Genomic DNA, 24,040 nt, shown 5'->3' with positions numbered 1-24,040 from the left:
TATGAGAAAAGCCAAACTTTGTTTTATCGGTGCAGGATTCCATGCATCCACGAATTTATATCCTTCTGCTATTGAAGCAGGAGCAGACATTCAGGCCATCGCCACTCGCAGTATTGAACGGTCCGAGGCGGCTCTCCTTCGTTTTGGGAGCAGAGGGAAAGCCTATGACAATACTCAGCTGATGCTGCAGAATGAAGACTGTGACGGCGTCGTTGTTGTGGCGCAACCAGAGGATCAGACAGCACTTGCCCTTGAATGCATCCGGGCTGGCAAAAATGTATACGTGGATAAACCCCTCGGATGGAACGCTGCCGAAGCTGCTGCTGTGGCTGAAGCTGCCCAAAAGGCCGGTGTGGTTGTTATGGTTGGATTCATGAAACGATATGCACCGGTCTACATGAAACTCAAGGAACTGATTGATGGTGGAACAATGGGCAGAGCACGTTCTTTCCAAATGAAATTTGCTGTAGATAGCACACCATTCTGCAAGGATGAGGAACAATTCATGAAGCTCGCTGCCATTCATATGGTCGATCTGATGCGTTTTCTGTTCGGGGAAGCCGTACAGGTCACAGGCACAACGGTTAAGGACGGAGAACATATTAACCAGGGCATTTCCCTGAAATTTGATCATGGTGTGGTGGGCAGTGCCTACTTTGTTGGCATGAGTGCATGGTCACGCGAAAGCGAAAGTGTACTAGTCACCTTTGACGACGGATTTGCGTTAGCAGATGAGATTAATACACTTACGGTTCATCAATCTCGTACAGGGGATAACCTTCCCTGGAAATCCCTTGAGGAGCAGGATACTGTTTTCACTCCCTCCGGCTCTCCTATGTCAGGCGCTTATCGCGACCTCTACTTACGAGGATTTGTAGGGGAGATGGCTCATTTTATGGAATGCTGTCAGAACAAATCTGATCCACATTCCAGTGGTAAGGATAATATTGAAACCATGGCGTTATGTGATACCATTCTGGCGTCGCTGATCTGACATTCATATGATATATAAGACCAATCATTTTATACAACTAGAGAAGAGGAAAGAAGCACATGTTAGACGCCGGATTACTTATCATTCGACTTGTTATTGGTTTCATTATGATGGGTCATGCATGCAAGAAACTATTTGGCTGGTTTGGTGGAGAAGGCATATCAGGAACAGCCGAATTTTTCGGGGCGATTGGTCTGAGGCCCGCAAGAGTTATGGCTGTCTGTGGAGGTCTTATTGAGTTGATCGGCGGATTCCTGTTTGGAGCAGGTCTGTGGACTGGTTTTGCTGTCATTTTGCTCATCATCCCTATGGTTGTTGCCATAGCAAAAGTTCATGCAGGTAAAGGACTTTGGAATCTGAACGGAGGATTCGAGTACAATCTGGTTATGCTCGGATCACTGATCGGTGTTGCACTTGCGGGTGCAGGAGCTTACTCCCTGGACACTTTATTCTAATCAAGCCTTTCATTCCTGAGAACCTCGGTGTTTCGTGATACGAAACCGGGGTTCTTTGTTGTTTTATCTTCATGCAGATGTATGGGATGGGGTTTATAATCCAAGGGAGAAGTGATATGCTCATAGATGAGTGATATGTACATTTATGTGCTGTAGTACTAAAATTGATACTATAAATAACCACCACGAACTGGAGGTGCAATTATAATGAGAAAAAACCCGGCCGATGGGTGCCCCTCGCCTTATGGCTGTTCCGTCGAAGTCACGCTGAGCGTCATTGGAGGCAAATGGAAAGGTGCGATTCTATATCACCTATTCTCCGGCTCGTTAAGATTCAACGAGATTAGAAAGTTATTCCCTGATATTACTCAGCGGATGTTAACTCTCCAATTAAGAGAGCTGGAAAGCAGCGGAATTGTTCACAGGGAAATCTATCCTCAGGTTCCACCCAAAGTGGAATATTCGCTTACACCGTTTGGAGAAACGCTCCAGCCGATTATTTACAGCATGCGAGACTGGGGAGAACAGTATACAAATGAAGTCCAGGCCAGATCACAAGATGTCTAAACAAAAGACAAAAGAAGCTATCCCTCTCTTAGATGGGATTAGCTTCTTTTGATTTCGAAATGAAAGATGAGTAAACCTTATTTTATGACCGTTTGAATGGTAATGGTCCGATTACGTCCCTCTTCCTTGGCTTGATATAACGCATTATCCGCCAAATGGAACAACTCTGTCGCTGTTGTGGAATGCAGTGGATATTCGGCAATGCCTGCCGAAATCGTCACAGAACGATCAATGGGCAATATACTTTGTTCCACCGATACACGGATATGCTCGGCAATCTGATACGCTGTTTTCGAATCCGTATGTCGCAATAACACAACAAACTCCTCCCCGCCAAACCGGGAACATATATCCTGCGTCCGAACCGACAGTTTAATGATATTCGCGATATGCTTCAGAACCTGATCCCCCGCATGATGCCCATACGTATCGTTTATGGATTTGAAGCGATCAATATCCAGTACCACAATGGAGAACGGAACTTCTTCATCAATCCACTGCTGAATGACTTCTTCAAATGTTCTACGATTGGTCATTCCGGTTAATACATCCGTTCTGGCATCATAAGTAAGTTGATCCTTCTGCTTGCGAAAATTCGCCAATGCAGTCAGCACGGTTCGTGTTAACAAATCCGCTTCCCTGTTCCAATGCGGCTTCATTACAGGCAGATCTACTTTACCCTGATCCACCTGGTTAACCAGGTCTGCAAGATAAACAAATGGACTGGCCAGCTTGCGCGCTACACGAATAACGATAAGTGTCAGAATGATAAACGGAATTGAGGTGTACAGCAGCAACATGCGAATATGTTGATTCAGCTGATCGTATACCATCTGGGTTGGAGATACAACGACAACTCCCCAATCTGTTGTCGGAACCTTATAATAACCTGCGAGTGAATCCACACCCGCCAGATTCTTATATTGTTCTTTGCCCGTATGGTCGTTAAGCAATTTCTGCACCACTTGATTTTTGCTTAGATTTTCACCGATTCTTTCCGTATCCGGGTGAAACAACAACGTCCCGTTGGCATCCACAATATAAAAATAAGAGCCATTACTGGTCCTCAGTTGGCTGCCAAATGACAGATTCAAAATGTTATTTTCCTGTAGATAGATGCTCCCACTAATTAAACCTTTGAATTCACCTGATGGACTGAAGATCGGTTCACTCACAAAAACGACTCTGCGTTCCGAATAAGGCGCACGATACGCTTCGGATATATAGGAAGACCTCGATTTAAACGCATTTTTCGCTGCATTAGAAGTTATAGGCTGTCCGAGGCTTTTTTCCAAATAAGGAGATGAACCCCGGATTATTCCCGATTCATCTATCAGAGAAACCGAATTGAAATAATTACTGCTGTTTCGAATCAAATCCAGTGTGGGATCTAGTTTTTTGGCGTCTGCATAGTCTATATCCGGAAAATAGTTGGCTGAATACTTCAAACTGCCCTGCATGGATTGAAACAACGAGTCCAGTGTTTGGCTCATCTGCATGGCACTTGAATAATTAAGTGAGAGCGTATTATCAATCAGCGATTGCTTCTGGGATGTATAAGACGAAATAAACATAATGGTCAATGTCATCAAAACGGCAATGGTGACCAATCCACTCAACAGAGCGGTAAGGCTGATTTTTTTGATCTCCCTTACTTTTCTTCTTAATCTGGATGTTTTATTCTTTGCGATCATTATTGCTTCCCCCGGTTTTTCATGAAAAGGCATATTCCTTCTATCTTATACGAAAGTTGTTAAGAAGAAATAAATAGTTTGTGAAGTTCGAATAATTACATAGTAAGATTGACGATTTAATGACAATTGATAACATGATATGACACTTTTCTTCGAAATCATCTGGAACTGTATTTGAGATTAAGATTCATTTGAATCCACAATAACATATCCCTCGCCAGGCTGCTGTTCTACAAACCCAGCCATATGACGCGTTTGAAATGCAATCGGTTCGTCACAACCGACCAAAATACGATTTTGGACTTCATCCGTTGTTTCAGCTGGCAATGCAAATGAGCGCGTATAAGCGAAGTGTTCCTGTAACGTGGTATGAATCGCATTCACCAGTCTGTCATTGCTCGCACGCCCAAATACATTCAGCAATACGATACCACCAGAATGCAATTTGTCTTTTAGTATCGTGAAAAATGAGCTTGAAGTAAACTGTGCAGGTGTTCCCGTAGCCGTAAAAGCATCTACAATAATATAATGGTATGAGTCTGATGCCTCCTGCTCCAATAGTTCACGACCGTCACCAACCAGCACATGATCTCCACGATATCCAAAGAAAGTTCTGCTGAGCTCAATGACTTCCGCATCGAGTTCAGCGACTTTTACTTGACGGTTAGACAAGTAGCTTGATAGGGTTCCGATGCCGTGTCCAATTATAAAAACCGATTCATAATCGGGATTATTTCGTTCCATCAAGTGAACCATTGCTCTTGGATACTCCAGTACCATTCGGGATGGCTCGTCCAGATCCATTGCCCCCTGAACTGCTGCATTGGAGAATTCCAGCACACGAAATCGGCCCTTATCTCCATAAAGCTTGGATGTATCATATATCGTCAACTCATGCTGTTCACTCTTATTTCGGTATAAAACTCGCACTGACCGTTCTCCCTTCGTACTTTTACGCAATGATTATAAGTATAAGTGTGTTTCTAAAAAAAAACCGACTCCGCTGGAACGGAAACGGTTTTCCCATGACCATTTAGGATTGAATCGCCTCATGCAGAGCCTGGACATACTCCACGCCCAGATTGGAAAGCGAAGCATTCTTATGGCTGATCCAGCCAACATTAATGGTCTCTTCACACTCCAGCGGGACGGGGATAATCTCATTCCCATTCAGGTCGGCACTAAGCACACCTGTTGAGATGGTGTATCCGTTCAAACCGATCAGCAGATTAAACAGCGTGGCTCGGTCGTTAACCTGTATGCTTTTGGGATGAGAAAGCGTGCTTAGGATCTCCTCTGAAAAATGGAAGGAGTTATACTCCCCCTGGTCAAAGGACAGGTATGGATAATCCTGAAGCTGTTCAATCGCAACCGATTCCTGCTTCGCCAGCGGATTTTGCACACTGATAAAAATATGCGGCTTGGCAACAAACAGACTGTTGAACACCAGCCCCGCATCCTTAAGCAATTTGTTAATTACCTTGGAATTGAATTCATTCAGATATAGTATGCCAATTTCGCTGCGCAGGCTTTTTACATCCTGGATAATCTCATACGTTTTCGTTTCCCGCAGAGCCAGTTCATATTCATCCTGTCCATACTGCTGCACCAGCTTCACGAATGCATTTACTGCAAACGCATAGTGCTGTGTGGAGACGGAAAAATGTTGCGGAGACGGCTTCGCGTTCAAATAACGATTCTCCAGTAATTCCGCCTGCTCCACTACCTGGCGTGCATAACTTAGAAATTCCACGCCTTCTTTGGACAAGGTTATCCCTTTATTCGTGCGTTCAAAAATGGTAATCCGCAGCTCCTGCTCCAGATCCCGGATGGCATTCGACAGGCTGGGCTGGGAAATAAACAGCCGCTTGGCGGCTTCATTCATCGAGCCACGCGTGGCGACTTCAATCACATATTTTAGCTGTTGCAGCGTCAATGTATTATTCCCCTCTCTCTGGTGCGTTACTTGATCATACTATACCATATTGCAACCCAGACGAGCTCTCTTTCAGGGTATAAAAAGACGCCCCCAACCCGTACATATGGTTGTGGACATCTTTAGTGTCTTACTGCGAGATTTAAGCCATGCTTGCTGTGGGTCTCACCACGATTTCATTCACATCCACCACAGCCGGCTGGTTGATCGCGTACAGAATACTCTGAGCAATAGCCGTGGCCGGAATGGATATGCGCCGATAATCTTTCATAAGCTCGCGTGCTTCATCATCAGAGATGGATTCGGCAAGTTCGGATTCAGTCACACCTGGCGATACAAGGGTCACGCGGACATCTGCGCCTACCTCCTGGCGCAGACCCTCCGAGATCGCACGGACTGCGTATTTGGTTGCACAATATACCGCGGCTGTTGGTGTCACGGCATAAGCTCCGATGGAGGCGATATTAATAAACTGGCCGGAACCCTGTTCTTTCATAACAGGCAGCCCAACTGCAATGCCGTGTAGAACTCCGCGAATGTTAACATCAATCATACGATTCCACTCGTCCACTTTTAGTGCTTCAAGGGGTGATAGCGGCATGACTCCCGCATTATTAACAATCACATCCAAACGTCCATAACGATTGAGCGCAAGCTCTACGATCGTTTGCATTTCTTCAAGCTGTGTAACATCAAGTGTATGATATTCTACTGAACCACCTTCCGAGCGAATGGAGGACGCCAGCGCCTCTAGACGTTCCACTCGTCTTGCACCAATGACAACATGTGCTCCCTGCTCTGCTATCAGACGCGCCGTTGCCTCCCCAATTCCGCTGCTTGCACCAGTGATCACAACGACTTTCCCTTTTACATTAGACATGTTGATTTCTCTCCCTATTAGATAATTTATTGTGCATTTTCTCTGTACAAAATCATGCCCGCATGATAAAGCACGCCGTCCTTAAAGTCTCCATCTGCGGTAAAGCCAGTATCATCGACATATTCAATATGGTCTCCATCGACTACATATCGTCCTTGATATGCACTTTGCCTATTTCCCCGTGCTTCATCATAGCGACCGTCAGGGAGAAGTTCATGCCTGATGTACCCATCCTTCGTCACCCACATCCCAACATACGAGTGCTTCACTTCTTGTCTATCTCCTGATCTATTGCCTACCATATTTCCACGACACTCCTTTCTATTGCCAACAGATTCAATTGCTTGCCTTCATTATGTAAGGGATCAGTCTATGTGCGATAGAAGAATCCCATAGTATTCTTGCCTATTCCTCCAGCACATTCTAAAATAGTTAAACGAGTACGAGGAAAGGAGGGCCAGCAATCGATGCTTTCAAAAATGGAACAGGATACAGCTATTATTCAGCAGCAGCAGGAATTGGCTCGCTTAATCGGCCGTTTCACCCATGAAGACGGGATTCATCTAACAGCGATTCCTTCGCTTGCTTTGATTCGTGCTTCCCATGTTTCAGAGCCCATTCATGCCGTACACGAACCCGCCCTGTGCATTGTGGCCCAAGGGTCCAAACTGGTTATTCTCGGACAAGAGAGCTACACCTATGACTCTTCACAGTATTTGGTTGCTTCCATAAACTTGCCTATTTCAGGGCAAGTTGTACAGGCTACGACAGAACATCCCTATCTCTGTCTGCGACTTGATTTTGATTCAGGTCAGATTTTTGATCTTATTCAGGATTCTCCCTCTACACAAACCAAACCCGACAATTCAACACGTCGTGGATTGTTTGTAAGTTCAACCAAACTTCCGCTTCTGGAAGCCGTAATCCGATTGGTTCGACTGCTGGATACACCTGAAGACATTCCCGTACTTGCACCGCTTATGATCCGCGAGGTTCTATATCGCCTGATTCAGGATGAACATGGACATTCCATCAGGCAGTTTGCAGTCCAGAACAGTCACGCACAGCACATCGCTCAAGTCATTGATTTGATTCATTCAGAATACGCCCATCCGCTACGAATCGAGCAATTGGCTTCCATGATCAACATGAGTACATCCTCATTGCATTATCATTTCAAAGCCATTACCGCCATGAGCCCACTACAATATCAAAAACAGATTCGATTGCAGGAGGCACGGCGAATGCTGCTTGCAGGTTTAACCGATGCAGCCGATGCTGCATTCCAGGTTGGGTACGAGAGTCCTTCCCAATTCAGTCGGGAGTACGCTCGCATGTATGGTCTTCCTCCCAAAAGTGATATCAAACGCCTTCGCCATATACTCCATATCGAATGCTAAATATAAGCAAAAAAACCACGTCATAATGACGTGGTTTTTTTGTTCCGCTGGCTAGCAGCGCTCAGGAGAAGATGTTCTTCTTTTCAAATACAGACATCTGATTCTCCCCGGTAATCGGGCACTCATCCGGAAACATGCTACGCTTCTTCATCTTCTCATCGATAAAATCGACGATCTGCTGCAAGGATGCAATCTGGGCTTCAATCTTTTTCCGATGGTTCAGCAGCATTTCACGCTCATCCGGGAAATCTTCAAGGTCCGAATCCATCGACATCTGTAGATAAGGCTTCATCTCCTCCAGAGACATGCCTGTTTTTTTCAAACAAGTAATAAGCTTCATTGTCTGGATGTCCTCCGGACGGTATACCCGATGGCGATTGGCCTTGCGTTCAGCCCGGGGAAGAAGTCCAATCTTCTCATAATAACGAATGGTATCTTCCGATAGCCCGGCCTGTTCTGACGTCTCTTTAATGGAGAACACTTCAGTATCATTCATCATCGTCGACCTCCTCCGCCTTCATTGATCTCTATCTTACAACTTGGAGTCAGCTCCAAGTCAAGGTTGTTATGCGTTTATGGATACCGCATCCAAAAAATTAAAATATAAACCAACAGCACGCTTGACTTGGAGTCGACTCCAAATTGTAGAATGAGCGCATTAGACAGATTGGCCCTGTCACACCATTCACTCAGGAGGTATTTATATGAATTCAAACCATACACTTCGTACAGCCTTAATTACAGGCTCAACTTCGGGAATCGGTCTTGAACTGACCCGCACCTTGTTAGCGGAAGGCTGGCAAGTTATCGGCCTTAACCGTTCCGCTTTTCCGAAGGAAGACAGTGATATTCAGGACGGATTGCGCTCCGGTCAGCTCCGTTGGGTTCAAGCTAATCTTACTCAGTACGATAATCTGAGAAAAGCACTGAATCAAATTAAATCCGAAACGGATACCATCGATGTGTTGTTCAATAATGCCGGGGGCAGCGGTTATGATCTTCGTTTGTCCGATCAGGGACATGAAATGCACTTTGAATTACAGACCGTGGTGCCGTACATCATTTACATGGAACTACAGGATCTTCTTCACAAAAGCACCTTGAAAACCGTTATTAATACATCCACCAGTGCGTTCAATATGGTTAAACAGTTTAACCTGGACATCCTGGAACATCCAGCCGAGTTCAAAAAACTGTTCGGTCCTTATGCGACTTCAAAGCTCGCACTGTCTTTATGGACACGCGAAGCTGCTTCTACCCCTGCGGCTAAAGGAATTCGGTTACTCAGTGTGGACCCCGGGGGCAACAATACACTTAGAGGTAATAAAACATCTGGACTGCCCTTTTATATCAAACCAATCATGAAGCTGTTCTTCCCACATCCAAGTCACGGAGCTTCTCTGCTTTATAATGCTGCCATTACGCAAACCAAACTTACATCCGGTACGTTCCTGATGAAAAACAAACCCGCCCATCTTCGTTTTACGGATCAAGGCTCGGCAATTTTGAACAGAGTACATGAAATTTATGAGCATGAATTTTTGCAGCTTGACTCCAAGACCGATCCCGTAAGCAAAAAAAGTGTCTGAGCTTTCTTCAAAAAGACGGGACCGAGCGTATCGGTCACGTCTTTTTGTTGTTCCTTTGGATTCATTTTACTCCTTACATGTATGGTATCCAGGCTTCTTATTGTATCCGAGCGACCGGAGGTACTTCATATTCCCCTTCCAGCATGGATGGTTTCGGAGCAAACATCCTTAGCACCAAATTGAAGTCTCCTGGTGGTGCAGGAAGCCAATTCGATTCCTTCCCTTCAGGAGCAGACTGCTGAATATAAAGGTCCAGTGAACCATCAGGATTGTACAGCAAACCTTTCGTCAAATCCCCAATCGAATATCTGCCAATGGCATTATCGACCAGATAAAAATTCGAACCATACAGGGTGAGAGACCAAAATCCGGTCACCTGCGGAAGATCATTCTTGTTAAAATGCAACACATAACGTTGCTTGCCATGCAGCTTTTCCCCATTTTGATCTACAAATGCACGTGCATATAGCTCTTCCTCCGGGACATTGGCGCCCAAACCGGAATATGCAACGACAGCTCGCAGCAGAAATTGGGTACCATAGGTTCCAATATCATGGCCGATATACCATCCATTGGCGGTCGGAATCGACTTGACTGAATTTGCAATAATACGTTGCGCATCCTTTGCGGCACGCAACAGTCCGGCTTTCGTGGCAGCATTCAGATCAGCTGATTCAAATCCCTTGGCAGGATCAATGCCGATTAGCTTGAACTGATCCAGCAGAACTGCATCACAGGCGGGCGGAGGATTTTGCCGAATCTGTTCCGTCATGATTTTATAGAAAGCAAACGGGTCGTTCTTCATGGAAGACATCTGATTCGAAGACGAACCGTCTGTTATACCACTGGAAGGATTACTGGTTGGCGTTGACAGGGTGAATTGTTTCTCGAAAGCAACTGCACGGTTCAGATCCTCTTTACCATTCACTTGCACACGTCCGAGCAGCCAAACGATTGGCGTTGGGGCATGGATAGATGCTTTAGTTATATCACTGCTTCTACCGGGTCCAACGATGGTGAACTGCCCTGCCTTGTTTTCTGTCGTACGATTGGACACATTCCTGAACGTATTGGTATACGCATCGAGCATTTGAACGGTGTAATAACGGTCATCCGTGTTAGCCGGAACGTTCAGTATCACCGGGCCTTTGGAGAGATCCAGCCAGGCACTAAAATAAAGTGTATTGCTATTAGGAGTTACAATATCGTGATATTGCGGAGAAGCCAGCATGCTGGAGTAATAAAACTGATTGAGTGGGGCTCTTGTTTTCAGAGCCATCTGTCTCGTTTGTTCCATAACTACCAGCGGATAGCCGTATATGTAAGCCTGAACCCCAAGCGAATAAGCCAACTGTTCCTGTGAAGAAGCTACATTGTCTTTCCTTATGTCATCCGGACTGGCCAGAACCTCCAGTGGCCTCGCAGCGATTGAAGAAGCGACAGTCCCAACAATGAAACAGATGTAAAGCAATAACCTGAAACGTTTGCGCATTCCTCTCACCACCTATCGTGAATTTTCACGTTATTTTCCACTTCGCCAACGCAGATTATTCCCGTCCCTCATAATTGCCAGGCTCTGGTTCATAATCTTCACTATACCGACATCTGTCATGGGACGAAGTGATGAACTGGAGGAATCTGCATATGAAAAATGAAAACAACAACAATGGCAAGCCATTAATTATACCGCAGCCGATACGAAAAGACGGTGCCGGAAGTCCGGATCTGGGGCCTCGGGATGTGATGAGAGATCTACAAAATCCGGATATGCTGGTACCTCCGGTAACCGACAACGGCTTATTACCCAACCTGAGAATGTCTTTTTCCGATACACATATGCAGTTGAACCATGGCGGCTGGTCCCGCGAAATTACGGTACGGGATCTGCCCATCGCTACGACACTAGCTGGTGTGAATATGAGCCTTACACCTGGAGGTGTACGGGAGTTGCACTGGCATCAGCAATCGGAATGGGCGTATATGATCTGGGGTACGGCACGAATTACGTCCGTGGATCAGCAAGGTCGTAATTTTATTGCAGATGTGGGGCCGGGAGATCTGTGGTTTTTCCCAAAAGGTCTGCCCCATTCCATTCAGGGCTTGGCCGATGGATGTGAGTTTTTGCTTGTATTTGATGATGGGTCCTTCTCCGATCTGAATACATTATCCATCTCTGATTGGTTTGCGCATACGCCACCGGAAGTGTTGTCCGTCAATTTTGGCATACCCGAATCCGCGTTCCAATCCATGCCAACAGAACAGGTTTACATTTTTCAGGATCAGGTCCCTGGTTCCCTCTCAAGCCAGGAAGTGCAGTCCCCCTATGGCACGGTTCCGCTCTCCTTCAAACATCGGCTATTAGCTCAGAAACCGATCGTTACACCGGGAGGCAGTGTGCGCATTGTGGACTCCACTAACTTTCCGATCTCAACAACCGTTGCCGCAGCACTCGTGGAAATCAAGCCTGGAGGTATGCGCGAACTTCACTGGCATCCCAATGCGGATGAATGGCAATACTATTTGACCGGGCAAGGAAGAATGACGGTTTTTGGAGGGAATGGCATTGCACGCACATTCGACTATCGGGCTGGAGATGTTGGATACGTTCCTGTAGCCATGGGGCATTATATTCAGAATACGGGCACCGATACGTTATGGTTTTTGGAGATGTTTAGAAGTGACCGCTTTGAGGATATCTCCCTGAATCAATGGATGGCATTAACCCCGGAAGAGCTAGTGCATGACAACCTGAACGCTTCCCCCGAACTGCTCCATTCGTTGCGTAAAGAAAAATGGCCTGTTGTTTAATAGGAATACATCTAGGAGGAATATGAAGATGAAAGCTGTTACTTTTCAAGGAACCAAGGATATTCAAGTCAAAGAGGTGGAAGATCCACGATTGCAGCAAAAGGATGACATCATCGTGCGTATTACTTCTACAGCCATATGTGGATCAGATCTTCATATTTATCAGGGAGCTCTGCCAGCCCAGAAGGATTATGTCATCGGCCATGAGCCGATGGGCATTGTTGAGGAAGTGGGACCTGAAGTGACGCGAGTAAAAAAAGGAGATCGTGTGGTGTTGCCTTTTAACATCTCCTGCGGCGAATGCTTTTATTGCAATCACGACATGGAGAGCCAGTGCGATAACTCAAACCGCAATCCGGAGGTTCATACCGGAGGTTATTTTGGCTTCACGGAACGATACGGAAATTATCCGGGCGGTCAGGCTGAATTTTTGCGTGTTCCTTATGGGAATTTCATGCCTTTTGTGATTCCCGAATCATGTGAGCTCGAGGATGAAGCCCTGTTATTCCTGTCCGATGTGCTCCCTACTGCGTACTGGAGTGTTGAGAACGCCGGGGTGAAGCCGGGAGACACTGTAACTGTGCTTGGCAGCGGGCCGATTGGCCTGATGGCACAAAAATTCGCCTGGATGAAAGGTGCCAAGCGAGTCATTGCTGTGGATCGTCTTCCGTATCGACTGGACAAAGCCAAACGAATGAATAATTCCGAAGTATTTAATTTTGAAGATTACGATGATATGGGTGAACATATTCGCGAAATAACCCAAGGCGGAGCGGATGTTGTCATCGACTGTGTAGGCATGGATGGCAAGAAATCCACTTTGGAGGAAATTGGACAGAAGCTGAAAATTCAAGGCGGTACATTAAGTGCAATTGAGATCGGTATCAAGGCTGTGCGCAAATTCGGGACGATGCAACTGACGGGTGTTTATGGCTCGACCTATAACATGTTCCCCCTAGGCAATCTGTTTGAACGAAACATCAACCTGAGAATGGGACAAGCCCCTGTTATTCACTATATGCCGGAGCTTTTCCGCAAAATCACGGCTGGCGAATTCGACCCTACCGAGATCATCTCTCACCGCATTGCGCTGGAGAATGCGAAGGAAGCTTACCGGATTTTCTACGAACACGAAGACGAGTGTACCAAAGTTATACTGAAACCTTGATTATGTGACGACGATCTAAAAAGGCAGATGTCCCTTACGCGGGCCCTCTGCCTTTTTTGCTTTTGCTTTTGTTCACTTAAACGAATTAATTAATAATGGCGAAACCTTATTTTCCTTTTACCGCCTGAATATATACACTTTCTCCTTTGAAGCTAACGAGTCTGCCAGAATGCGTCACTTCAAAATTGAAATACTTCTTAATCACAGATGGCGCGCTCAGCATGCTTGCTTCAAGCTCTCTACTTTCCGACTCCGGGAGTCCAGCCCTATTGCACCAGTCTTCAAATATAAAGTGTTTCTCAAAGGAAACCATCGCTTCCATTCGAAATCCGGCAAGCTCCAACATCCGAATCCATTCCGTCTTACGCCATGCCCGAACATGACTTCCATCACGCCACTTCTCGATTTCATTGTAAAATTGGTCATTCTCATCACGTTCAGGTGCCACATTATCAATTAATAACAGTCTGCCACCAGGTTTCATTACTCGAAGCGCCTCGGATACAAAGGAAGATACGTCTGGAAAATGGTGTGCAGCAATGCGACAGGTCACAAGGTCAAAGAAATCATCCTCGAAAGGGACGTGTTCAGCATCTCCTGCAACAAAATCCACATTCTGGTGCCCATTTCCCCGGATAAAATGTTCAGCCACTTGTAACATCTCATCCGTTAAATCCAATGCGATAACCTGCTCAACAAGCGGAGCTAATGCATTGGCAACATGTCCTCCGCCAGTGGCAATATCCAGCACCTTCATATCCAAGCTTGCTTGAGATGAAGCCACAAGCAATGCCAGATCATCACCTTTGGCATGACCGGCACTAGTCACATATTTCTCCGCATTTTTCGCAAATTGTTTGCGTACCTGTCCTTTAATCTGATCATTAGACATGCTGTTCCCTCCTTATAGTTTCATTAGATGAAACATTGTTTCATTAATTAGATATTATTTATCTTATCACAGAATGACCTGCAGCGAAATAAAAAAGCATCTCCCCAGTGAATTTCACTGAGGAGATGCCATCTTATTTTAAATAATCTATGAGATAGAGATTGTTTATAACTTTTAGGGAAACTTTACCCTTTGACTTATTTCAGAACGGTCGGCGATTTTTTCCACAGTCCGAGAATCAGACCGGAGATTACTGCACCGATTGCTACAGCAAGCAGGAAGAGTAATGCGTGATTCGCCAGTGCCGCAACGAAGATTCCGCCATGCGGAGCAGGTACGTTAATGCTCCACAGTTGAGTCAGTCCACCTGCAACAGCAGAACCGAGAATACAGGATGTCAGAACACGTAGCGGGTCAGCCGCAGCAAATGGAATGGCACCTTCTGTGATGAAGGAAAATCCGAGCACATAATTCGTCAAACCTGATTTGCGTTCTTGCTCCGTAAATTTGGATTTGAAGAACGTTGTAGCGAGTGCAATCGCCAGCGGCGGTACCATACCGCCTGCCATAACAGCTGCCATCCAAGCACCATCTGTATTTCCGCTGGATGTGAATACACCGATAGCAAATGTATAAGCCGCTTTGTTAAACGGTCCACCCATATCGATGGACATCATGCCGCCAAGCAGCAAGCCAAGCAATACAGCATTTCCAGTACCCAGGTTTCCAAGTGCATCTACAAGCCATGTGTTAAGAGAACCGAAGATTGGATCAAAGACATAGAAACTTATTGCACCAACGATAAGCAATCCGAACACAGGATACAGCAGGATTGGTTTCAATCCGTCAATTGCTTTAGGCAGTCCTTTAAACAGTTTGCGCAGACCAATTACAACGTAACCTGCCAGGAAACCGGCAGCCAGACCACCAAGGAAACCAGCGTTCGAATTCACAGCCATCAATCCACCGACCATACCAGGCATCAGGGCCGGACGATCACCAATACTCATCGCAATAAATCCGGCAAGGACAGGAATCAGGAAGTGGAACGCACCGGTCCCGCCACCAATGGTCTGCAACAATTGCACAATAGGATTGTCCGGACTCGCAATTTGTTCAAACAAGAAGGATATGGCGAGCAAAATCCCGCCACCTACAACAAATGGAAGCATATGCGAGATCCCATTCATCAAATCTTTATAAATCTTGCTGCCCATGCTCAATTTGCCTTGGCTTTCTCCTTCACCCTTCCCACCGTTGCCGCCTTGGCTTCGGTAGATCGGAGCGTCCCCGTTAACTGCTTTGCGAATCAGTTCTTCGGATTTGCGAATGCCATCGCTTACGGGTCTTTGTAATACCGGTTTGCCATCAAAGCGGGCCATTTCCACATTTTTATCTGCCGCAATGATAACCCCTTTGGCACGAGCGATTTCATCAGCTGTCAGTACGTTCTGTGCTCCTTCGGAACCGTTGGTCTCTACTCGGATATTAATGCCCATTTCCTGTGCTTTCTTTTTGAGAGCGTCTTCAGCCATGAACGTGTGAGCAATACCTGTTGGGCAAGCGGTTACTGCAACGACAAAATCTTCAGATGCCGCATCACCAACAATAAGGCCTGATGTATTCTGCTTCTGTCCATTCGCATTGCCCGCGCCAGATACAGCGTTTGTTCCATTTGCAGCATTTGCTGCTTTCTCCGCTTCGGCTTTTTCTTTGGCAGCTTTTTTCTCCGCTTCTTCCGCCTGTTTGGCATCGAATAATGCAGTCACTTCTTCAGGAGTGTCCGTGCTCATTAGCTGCGAGATGAAATCGCTATCAATCAACAGCCTGGAAAGAGCCGCAAGTGTACGAAGATGCGTATTGGCCGCCCCCTCTGGAGCTGCAATCATGAAGAATATATGAGCCGGTTCATCATCAAGCGCTTCAAAATCAAGTCCTTTTCGACTCTTGGCAAATACAACCGTAGGTTCATTAACTGCTGTTGTTTTGGCATGAGGCATGGCAATACCGCCACCAATCCCCGTGCTGGATTCCGCTTCGCGTTTATAAATCATTTCCTTAAACAGAACCGGATCATTAATACGTCCGCTACGGTTTAAACTTGCAATGAGTTCATCAATAGCCTCTTCTTTCGTCGTGGCTTGCAGGTCCATGATCATCGTTTCCTGGATCATCAGGTCTGTTATTCTCATTTGGTACACTCCCTTAAATTCAGTCAGCCTGCGTGATACAGACCGACTTATAATTGTACTTTTTACGCTGTTATCTGCTATTAACTGAATCCCCTCTTCTAAAAAGGGGCCTGTATTCCATTCATTTTGTACGGACTATATTTTGGTTATGGTGACTTGAGTACGCAGCTCTTCGATGAGTTCACGAGTCGCCAGATCATCTGAGAAAGCCGTTGCACTACCCGAAGCAACACCCGTTCGGAACGCTTCAAGCAGGTCTTCGTTTAATCCAAATGTACCTACGAATCCACCGATCATGGAATCTCCAGCACCAACCGAGTTTTTCACGACACCTTTTGGAACGCTCGCATGGTAGACATCTGTTTTGGTAATCAACAGCGCTCCTTCTCCTGCCATGGAGATCAACACATGTTTGGCACCTGCTTCCAAAAGCTTGCGACCATAGGTCACCAGTTCCTCTTGAGTGTCGATGGTTACTCCGAAAAGTTCAGCTAGTTCGTGATGGTTCGGCTTCACCAGCAGCGGTTCATGTACCAAAGCATCCATTAAAGCGGGTCCTGTCGTGTCGATTACAAATTCGGCACTCGTTTGTTTGCACACGTTGATCAGACGATTGTAGAAATCAGCTCCCAGTGAAGGTGGTACACTTCCCGAAAGAATGACGATATCTCCTTTTTGCAATGCGGATAACTTGTTAAGCAACCCTTCTGCTTCCTCTGGTCGAATGGCTGGTCCCAGTCCGTTAATCTCTGTCTCTTCCCCATGCTTCAGCTTGATGTTAATTCGGGTATCATCTGCGATGGTAACGAAGTCCGTCAGAATCTTGTCTTCCTGCAATTTGTCATTAATGAAACGGCCTGTGAACCCTCCCAGAAATCCGAGTGCAGTGTTTTTGGCTCCCAGTTGATTAAGCACTCGCGATACGTTAATGCCTTTGCCTCCAGGAAGTTTCAGGTCCCGATTCATACGATTCAAATCACCAAGCTTCAGATCATCCACTTCCACGATGTAATCAATGGAAGGATTAAGTGTTACGGTATATATCATGGCTATCCCTCAATTATTTTAGTTTTCTGGGCGATTACAGAGCGCCAGTGTTCCGGCATACGTTCTGTGATCAAGTCTGCCTCCTCAAGGTCAAACAGTTTGGCAAAAGTAATTTCCCCAATTTTGCTGGAATCAGCCAGCACGTAAGATTTCCCGGACAATTGATGTGCACGTCTTTTAATCAAGGCTTCCTCCGGATCGGGAGTTGTATACCCCATTTCGGCATCCACTCCGTTGGTTCCGATAAAACATTTATCAAAACGGAAGTTGTCCATGTTCTGTAATGCGATACTGCCAATCACGGCTTTGGTGTGAATTTTCATCATTCCGCCAAGCAGATAGCTGCGTATTCGTTTACTTACCAGCGCTTCTACATGAGAAAGTCCGTTCGTCACTACCGTAACGTCCTTGGCCTCAATATAGGCAATCATGGCTAATGTCGTCGTCCCTGCATCCAGATAGATACATTCACCATTGTTGATTTCCTGCGCAGCTAAACGAGCAATCGCTGTTTTCTGTTGAATGTTTTTGAACGTTTTTTCTTCCATACCGGGTTCCGGCGTCTTTTCATTCACTAGAGCAGCACCACCATGTATGCGTTTCAGCATCTGACGGCTCTCCAGGTCAATTAAATCACGCCGTATCGTTGATTCAGAAGCACCCAGCACATCGACGAGTTCTTGCAGTTTCACAATGCCTCTTTCGTGTAAGCGCTCTATAATTGCAGCATATCGTTCTTCAGTTAGCATTTTCATTCCTCCAACTGCTTTTATAGTAACATAAATCCCTCAAAAAACAATCACTTTCATTCAAATTAATTTAAAATCATTCAAAAACCATCAACATTCGACATTTTATAGACATCAAAGATCGCATTCAACCCTAAATATCGTTCAAAATCATTCAAACCTTATTTCTTTCTCAGATTGTCCATGTCCTCTTTCGTCTTCCATGCATTTGATAATATCGAACGAATGATTTCGTCTCTATTTTCACATGGGAGGTGGCCGTATGGCGAATAATCGAAACAAACGCCGAAAACCCTGTATACCTCATACAGGCAAAACAAATTCTTCACTACGCTTCGGGTGGATTTCCTCCAACTGGAGTGGTTATGCCCGAGCGGGTGACAAAGCTGAATTCAGACGTATCTCGGCTGAATGGAACGTGCCCTTTGTTTTACCATCGTCCAAGTCCTCATACTCCTCAGCCTGGATCGGAATTGATGGATACGAGAATTCCAATCTCATTCAGACTGGAACAGGCCATGATTGGGTTAACGGCCAAGCTAGTTATTATGCCTGGTGGGAAATTCTTCCGGACGTTGAAACGATCATCCCTTTTCCTGTATCACCGGGAGATCGGATGAGAGCGGCCATTTACAGAATCAATCGAACTCGCTGGTGTATCACACTTCATAACCTGACCCAAAATTGGACTTTCCGCACCGTTCAGCAATATACAGGCCAGCAATCATCCGCGGAATGGATTGTAGAAGCTCCATCATTGGGAAACACCATCTCCCGGATGGCAAAAATCACGCCTGTCACCTTCAAGTGTTGTCGCCTGAACGGTCGCTGCCCCGGCTTCATCGTCAAAGAGAAAGGCATCATGATTCAGCAAAAACAGGTTGTTTCCATTCCAGGAACACCAGGACCAAGCGGTGACTCTTTTGTCGTGAAACGAAACGGCTGAGACTTCTTCGTAGACAGTTCGTTAATGAAAAAAACTGCAATGTGCCGTATTCGGCGTACCATTGCAGAATGGATATACGGTCATTATGGAATTGACACGAGTCTCTTTTTTCAATTATAGGATTAGCTCAGCCCTGTCTGGTTTGGGTTTTACCCAATTTCCTTCTTCATTAATAAATGCACCCTTGAAACGCCCCATCTCCAATTTCTCTACTAGCTTCATCTCATCCAGTACCAGAATTTCAGACAACTGCTGCAAACTATAAAAATCACTTGGATCATAATCCAGCAGGATTGGAACAGCCATGTCGTACAGTTCTTTAATTAGATTCTCCAATGAATGACGGCCGAGGTTGTCCATGGTTTGGAAATACTTCAGATCATGGGACACCAGATTGCGGAACGATTTATCTTTCAAGTTCATCCACAGCGTATTACACGCCTGAACACTCATATAGTTCTGCTCTACATCATAATATTGGATCTCTTCAATCTTCATATACTTTTCCTGAAAAGCTACAATTTTGATCAAGGGTTCATTTCGTTTGCGTGACGCTTTCTTCAAATGGGTTCTGAACCCCTCATAATCCATGATTCTCACAATAATCTATCGCCTGCCTTAACGCTGTATAATTCGATATTTTACAGCATTATATAAGCACCCGTAAATGTAACTTTAGAAAAAGGAAAACCGTACAGCATCTTACCCCGCTGTACGGTTATTTTGAATACTCAGATTCCAACTTCACTCTTCACCCAACTCGCAGTAAATTCCTGCTCGTTATACTTAAAAAATTGCTCCAAGATCTGTTCCCGGTCATCTAGGAAAAGCTGGTCGGCTACAGCTGAAACCAACTTCGGCACAGCATTCTTTGTCCCCGATATTGCTGAGGCGGACAGGCCGCAACTTGCAAGTGCAGAGTAGTTAAAGACAAACAACCCACGCAGCTTATCCTGCCCCTCCTCATCTCTGCTGGTCATTGCAAACCCGGGACTAAGGTAGGGATGTGCGTCAAGCAGTGCATTCCTCTGTACCGTCGGAGCTTGAAACCGGTCTGCCCAGCGTGCAATATGTGCCTCCACCATTCTGAGCTCGGGACGCAGTGACGGATTACTCACCATCCCCGTACTTATGACCAGAAAATCAAAGGAGTGCTGTCCCTGTGGCGTAGTCACTACCGCTTTCCCATCCTTCATCTGTATATCCATCCAAGGCGCTTGAAGATGTAATTGGAAGCCTGGCCATGCAGCGGCTCGGTTGAAGGTATCGTTGGTTGGTGGCTGATTGTATTTGAAAAAATGGGAAATGGTCGCATACTTATCCTCGTCCGACAAAACGTGAAACCGTTCGATCATACCGGATTGTTCCATCTGACGTATCGGGTTAATGCTCGGCAATTGTTCCCGCCGCACAAATACGTGGGCCTCAGCCACACCTGTGGCTAGTGCAAAGTTGGCATTATCAAAGGCTGAAGCTCCGCCGCCAAGTATGGCAATCCTTTTTCCTCGTAACCGTTCAAAATCAATCAGCTCCGATGTGTGAGCGTAAAGATGCCTAGGTACTTTCTCAGCGATCAGAGGTGGTACATGCCACTCCCCACCACCCTGGATGCCCGTAGCCAAAACAACCTTTCGTGCCAGCAACATATTACTTGGAGCGCCTACACCTGTAATGTGCAGTCGGTGTATGCCTCCATCTGCAGGTTCAATCAGTCTCAATTTCACTTCATTCATGACAGGCAGATTAAGCACTTGCCTGTACCAGCGCAGATAGTTCATCCATTCGCTGCGCGGAATTTTATCAACCGCATCCCATCCGGAGGAGCCTGATTGAGCCTCCCACCATGCTCGAAACGTCAGCGAAGGAATACCGAGATCAATGGAAGTCAGGTGTTTTGGTGTACGTAACGTGACCATACGCGCGTAAGTTTCCCAAGGTCCCTCCAACCCTGCGGCATTTTCATCAATGACCAGAATGTTGGATATCCGCTCACGCAGGAATCCAAAAGCAGCCCCCAAACCGCTCTGCCCACCACCTACAATAACGACATCATAGATATGGCCTTCGTCATGTTCGCGTGGGCGAATCCAATCCGCACCTCCATATGCGAGATAAGCCAGATCATCTTGTACTCGTTGGTTTAATGTTTCAAGGCTCATCATTCATCAACCCTTTCAACGTCCACTCGTATGCTGCTACGAACCGCTCGTTTAATGTTATGTTTGTGTAATAATTTGTTTTTTTAATGGATATTCTGCAAGTTCAAAGCAGCCTAATTCATTTACCATATGGATAAAGACGATGATTCCGTCTCAATCCCTTACATCATTTTCATAAGGATTAGCGTTATTATATGAGTTGGGGTCATTTTTTTGAATATCACGACAGATTTCTTGTCATCAGACCTAAAAATATCTAACATGCTTGTTAACTATAACGAAACCAAATTTTAATGATCTCGTCCTGTATGTAAAAAAGACAGATCAGGTTGGATATTAACGATAGATCCAACCCGGATCTGTTTTCGTGTTGTCTTATTTTTAAATAGGTGGGGTGCTGAAGAATTAATACCTCATGTCAATTCGTGTACTGACCATACAATACCGTTCGTTGCTCCAATCCCCAAGTTCAGAGTAATCGTTAATCCATTCGCTGCGTAAAACAACCCAATCACATCGCCTGCATTCAGCGTAACCTGCGCCGCTAGCGTTACGGCTCCACTACCAAGAACTGCCCGCAACGTAAGTAGCGTTACGCTGATATTCAGGATTGGCAATAGTCCATTGACCAATGTTGTCGTAGTGGGGGATGTTCTTTGCACCAGAAACGCTGGATTGACCCCAGCACCCAATGAGATGGCGATTGCGGCAGTTGTAGAAAAATTGATTGTTGCCACAATCGAGTAGGTCCCCGTATTCGGCGCCGTGTAATTGCCTGTAGTTGCATTAAAATTTGCATTACCATAGTAAGGACTTGCTGTACTCCAGTTGGTTAACTGTGCACTGGTTGTTGTTGATAGGTTAGCCAAAAATGCAGAAAATCCTTGTGCAGCTAGATTGGGCCCTGATGCACCCGTAGCCCCTGTGGCTCCCGTGGATCCAGTAACTCCAGTCGCCCCGGTAGCCCCAGTTGCGCCTGTTGTTCCCGTTCCCGTTGCACCTGTCGCACCAGTTGCACTCGTTACACCCGTTGAACCCGTCGCACCTGTGGCTCCGGTTCCGGTTGCGCCCGTCACACCTGTTACCCCAGTAGATCCTGTCGCGCCTGTGGATCCGGTTATACCTGTTCCCGTTGCACCTGTCACACCAGTTACACCAGTAAATCCTGTGGCGCCGGTTGTTCCCGTTGTTCCCGTTCCCGTGGCTCCTGTCGCACCTGTTTCACCCGTAAGTCCTGTTGCTCCGGTAGCTCCAGTCGTTCCTGTTCCCGTTGCACCTGTCACACCAGTTACACCAGTAGGCCCCGTTGCACCTGTGGCTCCAGTCGTTCCGGTTCCTGTTGCACCTGTCGCACCTGTTACTCCAGTAAGTCCTGTTGCACCAGTGGCTCCAGTTGTTCCTGTTCCGGTTGATCCTGTCGTACCGGTGACCCCAGTTGAACCCGTTGCTCCGGTAGCTCCGGTTGTTCCCGTTCCGGTTGCACCTGTCGCACCAGCTACCCCAGTAAGCCCCGTTGCACCTGTGGCTCCCGTAGCTCCGGTTCCGGTTGCACCTGTCGCACCAGTTACCCCGGTAAGACCCGTCGCGCCGGTCGCTCCGGTTATTCCCGTTCCGGTTGATCCTGTCGTACCGGTGACCCCAGTTGAACCCGTTGCACCTGTCACGCCAGTAAATCCTGTCGCTCCCGTGGCTCCAGTTACTCCAGTAAGCCCCGTTGCACCAGTGGCTCCCGTAGCTCCGGTTCCGGTAGCACCTGTTCCACCAGTTACCCCAGTTGAGCCGGTGGCTCCAGTTGCCCCTGTAGCTCCCGTTCCTGTTACACCTGTCACACCTGTTACTCCAGTAAGACCCGTTGCACCTGTGGCTCCTGTTGTTCCTATTCCGGTGGCACCTGTCACACCTGTTACCCCAGTAAATCCTGTCGCGCCGGTGGTTCCTGTTGTTCCCGTTCCGGTAGCACCTGTTGCACCAGTTATACCTGTTAAACCCGTCGCGCCTGTGGCTCCAGTAAGACCCGTTGCACCAGTAGCTCCAGTCGTTCCTGTTCCCGTTGCTCCTGTCACTCCTGTTACTCCAGTAAAACCCGTTGCACCTGTGGCTCCAGTTGCTCCTGTTCCGGTTGCGCCTGTTTCACCAGTTACTCCAGTAAGACCCGTTGCTCCCGTGGCTCCGGTTGTTCCCGTTGATCCTGTCGTACCGGTGACCCCAGTTAAGCCCGTTGCACCTGTGGCTCCAGTTGTTCCTGTTCCGGTTGCGCCTGTCACCCCAGTTACACCCGTCGCACCAGTGGCTCCGGTTGTTCCTATTCCGGTGGCACCTGTCACACCTGTTACCCCAGTAAGACCCGTTGCACCTGTGGCTCCAGTTGTTCCTGTTCCGGTTGCACCTGTCACACCAGTTACCCCAGTAATGCCCGTTCCACCAGTGGCTCCCGTAGCTCCTGTTCCGGTTGCACCTGTCGCACCAGTTACCCCAGTTGAACCCGTTGCACCTGTCACGCCAGTAAATCCTGTCGCTCCCGTGGCTCCAGTTACTCCAGTAAGCCCCGTTGCCCCAGTGGCTCC

General features: G+C 46.7%; 21 protein-coding genes and 1 pseudogene. 8 read left to right on the top strand and 14 right to left on the bottom strand.

Features of this window, described 5'->3' with window-relative positions:
- Window position 1 precedes the first annotated feature (1 nt).
- From BLS14_RS00110 to BLS14_RS00100, 3 genes are all read left to right on the top strand, one after another.
- Window positions 2–994, top strand: a complete 993-nt coding sequence (locus BLS14_RS00110; RefSeq protein ID WP_090948897.1) for a Gfo/Idh/MocA family protein — start codon at window positions 2–4, stop codon at window positions 992–994.
- Window positions 995–1,053: 59 nt separating this feature from the next.
- Window positions 1,054–1,449 (top strand): DoxX family protein, encoded by a 396-nt coding sequence (locus BLS14_RS00105; RefSeq protein WP_063564911.1) that lies wholly within the window; start codon window positions 1,054–1,056, stop codon window positions 1,447–1,449.
- A 207-nt stretch (window positions 1,450–1,656) separates the two neighbouring features.
- Window positions 1,657–2,016, top strand: a complete 360-nt coding sequence (locus tag BLS14_RS00100) for a winged helix-turn-helix transcriptional regulator (RefSeq protein ID WP_063564912.1) — start codon at window positions 1,657–1,659, stop codon at window positions 2,014–2,016.
- 77 nt (window positions 2,017–2,093) lie between these two features.
- Here the strand turns inward: BLS14_RS00100 and BLS14_RS00095 are convergent, their stop codons facing one another.
- The 5 genes from BLS14_RS00095 to BLS14_RS00075 form a co-directional block, all read right to left on the bottom strand.
- Entirely contained in the window at window positions 2,094–3,710 is a 1,617-nt protein-coding gene (locus tag BLS14_RS00095; protein WP_090948895.1) for a sensor domain-containing diguanylate cyclase, read from the bottom strand.
- A 180-nt stretch (window positions 3,711–3,890) separates the two neighbouring features.
- Window positions 3,891–4,640: a spermidine synthase gene (locus BLS14_RS00090; protein ID WP_090948892.1), complete on the bottom strand. Its 750-nt coding sequence runs from the start codon at window positions 4,638–4,640 to the stop codon at window positions 3,891–3,893.
- A gap of 103 nt (window positions 4,641–4,743) precedes the next feature.
- A complete protein-coding gene (locus BLS14_RS00085; protein WP_053783582.1) occupies window positions 4,744–5,646 on the bottom strand; it encodes a LysR family transcriptional regulator in 903 nt (300 codons plus the stop codon).
- A 142-nt stretch (window positions 5,647–5,788) separates the two neighbouring features.
- Complete coding sequence (locus BLS14_RS00080) at window positions 5,789–6,526, bottom strand: SDR family oxidoreductase (RefSeq protein ID WP_090948890.1); 738 nt, start codon at window positions 6,524–6,526, stop codon at window positions 5,789–5,791.
- 26 nt (window positions 6,527–6,552) lie between these two features.
- On the bottom strand, window positions 6,553–6,828 hold the full coding sequence (locus BLS14_RS00075) for an Atu4866 domain-containing protein (protein ID WP_090948888.1): 276 nt from the start codon (window positions 6,826–6,828) through the stop codon (window positions 6,553–6,555).
- A 165-nt stretch (window positions 6,829–6,993) separates the two neighbouring features.
- Between BLS14_RS00075 and BLS14_RS00070 the strand changes: the two genes are divergently transcribed.
- On the top strand, window positions 6,994–7,926 hold the full coding sequence (locus BLS14_RS00070) for an AraC family transcriptional regulator (RefSeq protein ID WP_090948887.1): 933 nt from the start codon (window positions 6,994–6,996) through the stop codon (window positions 7,924–7,926).
- 61 nt (window positions 7,927–7,987) lie between these two features.
- Here the strand turns inward: BLS14_RS00070 and BLS14_RS00065 are convergent, their stop codons facing one another.
- A complete protein-coding gene (locus BLS14_RS00065; protein WP_090948885.1) occupies window positions 7,988–8,425 on the bottom strand; it encodes a MerR family transcriptional regulator in 438 nt (145 codons plus the stop codon).
- Window positions 8,426–8,630: 205 nt separating this feature from the next.
- Here BLS14_RS00065 and BLS14_RS00060 point away from each other — a divergent pair, with 205 nt between their 5' ends.
- On the top strand, window positions 8,631–9,515 hold the full coding sequence (locus BLS14_RS00060) for an SDR family NAD(P)-dependent oxidoreductase (RefSeq protein WP_090948883.1): 885 nt from the start codon (window positions 8,631–8,633) through the stop codon (window positions 9,513–9,515).
- Between the two features lie 97 nt (window positions 9,516–9,612).
- Here BLS14_RS00060 and BLS14_RS00055 read toward each other — a convergent pair whose 3' ends face one another.
- The gene (locus BLS14_RS00055; RefSeq protein WP_090948881.1) at window positions 9,613–11,007 is read right to left on the bottom strand and encodes a DUF1254 domain-containing protein; all 1,395 of its coding nucleotides are present in this window, start codon (window positions 11,005–11,007) and stop codon (window positions 9,613–9,615) included.
- A gap of 152 nt (window positions 11,008–11,159) precedes the next feature.
- On the opposite strand from BLS14_RS00055, the gene BLS14_RS00050 reads away from it, so the two are divergent.
- Window positions 11,160–12,323: an oxalate decarboxylase family bicupin gene (locus tag BLS14_RS00050; protein ID WP_090948880.1), complete on the top strand. Its 1,164-nt coding sequence runs from the start codon at window positions 11,160–11,162 to the stop codon at window positions 12,321–12,323.
- Between the two features lie 28 nt (window positions 12,324–12,351).
- Entirely contained in the window at window positions 12,352–13,491 is a 1,140-nt protein-coding gene (locus BLS14_RS00045; protein WP_072732279.1) for a zinc-dependent alcohol dehydrogenase, read from the top strand.
- Window positions 13,492–13,597: 106 nt separating this feature from the next.
- Here BLS14_RS00045 and BLS14_RS00040 read toward each other — a convergent pair whose 3' ends face one another.
- From BLS14_RS00040 to BLS14_RS00025, 4 genes are all read right to left on the bottom strand, one after another.
- Window positions 13,598–14,383 carry a class I SAM-dependent methyltransferase gene (locus BLS14_RS00040; RefSeq protein ID WP_064639244.1) on the bottom strand — a complete coding sequence of 262 codons (786 nt, stop codon included), beginning with the start codon at window positions 14,381–14,383 and terminating at the stop codon, window positions 13,598–13,600.
- Between the two features lie 197 nt (window positions 14,384–14,580).
- Window positions 14,581–16,575, bottom strand: coding sequence for a PTS fructose transporter subunit IIABC (locus BLS14_RS00035; protein ID WP_090948878.1), 1,995 nt, complete (start codon window positions 16,573–16,575; stop codon window positions 14,581–14,583).
- 135 nt (window positions 16,576–16,710) lie between these two features.
- The gene (gene pfkB / locus BLS14_RS00030; RefSeq protein WP_063564922.1) at window positions 16,711–17,622 is read right to left on the bottom strand and encodes a 1-phosphofructokinase; all 912 of its coding nucleotides are present in this window, start codon (window positions 17,620–17,622) and stop codon (window positions 16,711–16,713) included.
- A gap of 2 nt (window positions 17,623–17,624) precedes the next feature.
- The gene (locus BLS14_RS00025) at window positions 17,625–18,371 is read right to left on the bottom strand and encodes a DeoR/GlpR family DNA-binding transcription regulator (RefSeq protein ID WP_063564923.1); all 747 of its coding nucleotides are present in this window, start codon (window positions 18,369–18,371) and stop codon (window positions 17,625–17,627) included.
- A gap of 262 nt (window positions 18,372–18,633) precedes the next feature.
- Here BLS14_RS00025 and BLS14_RS00020 point away from each other — a divergent pair, with 262 nt between their 5' ends.
- A complete protein-coding gene (locus BLS14_RS00020; RefSeq protein WP_090948877.1) occupies window positions 18,634–19,317 on the top strand; it encodes a G1 family glutamic endopeptidase in 684 nt (227 codons plus the stop codon).
- A gap of 114 nt (window positions 19,318–19,431) precedes the next feature.
- Here BLS14_RS00020 and BLS14_RS00015 read toward each other — a convergent pair whose 3' ends face one another.
- The 3 genes and pseudogenes from BLS14_RS00015 to BLS14_RS00005 form a co-directional block, all read right to left on the bottom strand.
- On the bottom strand, window positions 19,432–19,848 hold the full coding sequence (locus tag BLS14_RS00015) for a hypothetical protein (protein WP_176854264.1): 417 nt from the start codon (window positions 19,846–19,848) through the stop codon (window positions 19,432–19,434).
- 200 nt (window positions 19,849–20,048) lie between these two features.
- Entirely contained in the window at window positions 20,049–21,476 is a 1,428-nt protein-coding gene (locus tag BLS14_RS00010) for an NAD(P)-binding domain-containing protein (RefSeq protein ID WP_090948872.1), read from the bottom strand.
- Window positions 21,477–21,889: 413 nt separating this feature from the next.
- Window positions 21,890–24,040, bottom strand: a pseudogene (locus tag BLS14_RS00005) (collagen-like protein); the annotation flags it as partial.

The organism is Paenibacillus sp. OK060 (assembly GCF_900101205.1).
In the GTDB taxonomy this organism is placed as follows: Bacteria; Bacillota; Bacilli; order Paenibacillales; family Paenibacillaceae; genus Paenibacillus; species Paenibacillus marchantiae.
Note: the sequence above shows the minus strand (reverse complement) of the source record. Positions and strands in the feature narration are given on the sequence as shown.

Excerpts from the sequence above, each read along its gene's own strand:
- BLS14_RS00110 (WP_090948897.1), top strand. The coding sequence starts at position 2 with ATGAGAAAAGCCAAACTTTGTTTTATCGGTGCAGGATTCCATGCATCC.
- BLS14_RS00105 (WP_063564911.1), top strand. The coding sequence starts at position 1,054 with ATGTTAGACGCCGGATTACTTATCATTCGACTTGTTATTGGTTTCATT.
- BLS14_RS00100 (WP_063564912.1), top strand. The coding sequence starts at position 1,657 with ATGAGAAAAAACCCGGCCGATGGGTGCCCCTCGCCTTATGGCTGTTCC.
- BLS14_RS00095 (WP_090948895.1), bottom strand. The coding sequence starts at position 3,710 with ATGATCGCAAAGAATAAAACATCCAGATTAAGAAGAAAAGTAAGGGAG.
- BLS14_RS00080 (WP_090948890.1), bottom strand. The coding sequence starts at position 6,526 with ATGTCTAATGTAAAAGGGAAAGTCGTTGTGATCACTGGTGCAAGCAGC.
- BLS14_RS00075 (WP_090948888.1), bottom strand. The coding sequence starts at position 6,828 with ATGGTAGGCAATAGATCAGGAGATAGACAAGAAGTGAAGCACTCGTAT.
- BLS14_RS00070 (WP_090948887.1), top strand. The coding sequence starts at position 6,994 with ATGCTTTCAAAAATGGAACAGGATACAGCTATTATTCAGCAGCAGCAG.
- BLS14_RS00065 (WP_090948885.1), bottom strand. The coding sequence starts at position 8,425 with ATGATGAATGATACTGAAGTGTTCTCCATTAAAGAGACGTCAGAACAG.
- BLS14_RS00060 (WP_090948883.1), top strand. The coding sequence starts at position 8,631 with ATGAATTCAAACCATACACTTCGTACAGCCTTAATTACAGGCTCAACT.
- BLS14_RS00055 (WP_090948881.1), bottom strand. The coding sequence starts at position 11,007 with ATGCGCAAACGTTTCAGGTTATTGCTTTACATCTGTTTCATTGTTGGG.
- BLS14_RS00050 (WP_090948880.1), top strand. The coding sequence starts at position 11,160 with ATGAAAAATGAAAACAACAACAATGGCAAGCCATTAATTATACCGCAG.
- BLS14_RS00045 (WP_072732279.1), top strand. The coding sequence starts at position 12,352 with ATGAAAGCTGTTACTTTTCAAGGAACCAAGGATATTCAAGTCAAAGAG.
- BLS14_RS00040 (WP_064639244.1), bottom strand. The coding sequence starts at position 14,383 with ATGTCTAATGATCAGATTAAAGGACAGGTACGCAAACAATTTGCGAAA.
- BLS14_RS00035 (WP_090948878.1), bottom strand. The coding sequence starts at position 16,575 with ATGAGAATAACAGACCTGATGATCCAGGAAACGATGATCATGGACCTG.
- pfkB (WP_063564922.1), bottom strand. The coding sequence starts at position 17,622 with ATGATATATACCGTAACACTTAATCCTTCCATTGATTACATCGTGGAA.
- BLS14_RS00025 (WP_063564923.1), bottom strand. The coding sequence starts at position 18,371 with ATGCTAACTGAAGAACGATATGCTGCAATTATAGAGCGCTTACACGAA.
- BLS14_RS00020 (WP_090948877.1), top strand. The coding sequence starts at position 18,634 with ATGGCGAATAATCGAAACAAACGCCGAAAACCCTGTATACCTCATACA.
- BLS14_RS00010 (WP_090948872.1), bottom strand. The coding sequence starts at position 21,476 with ATGAGCCTTGAAACATTAAACCAACGAGTACAAGATGATCTGGCTTAT.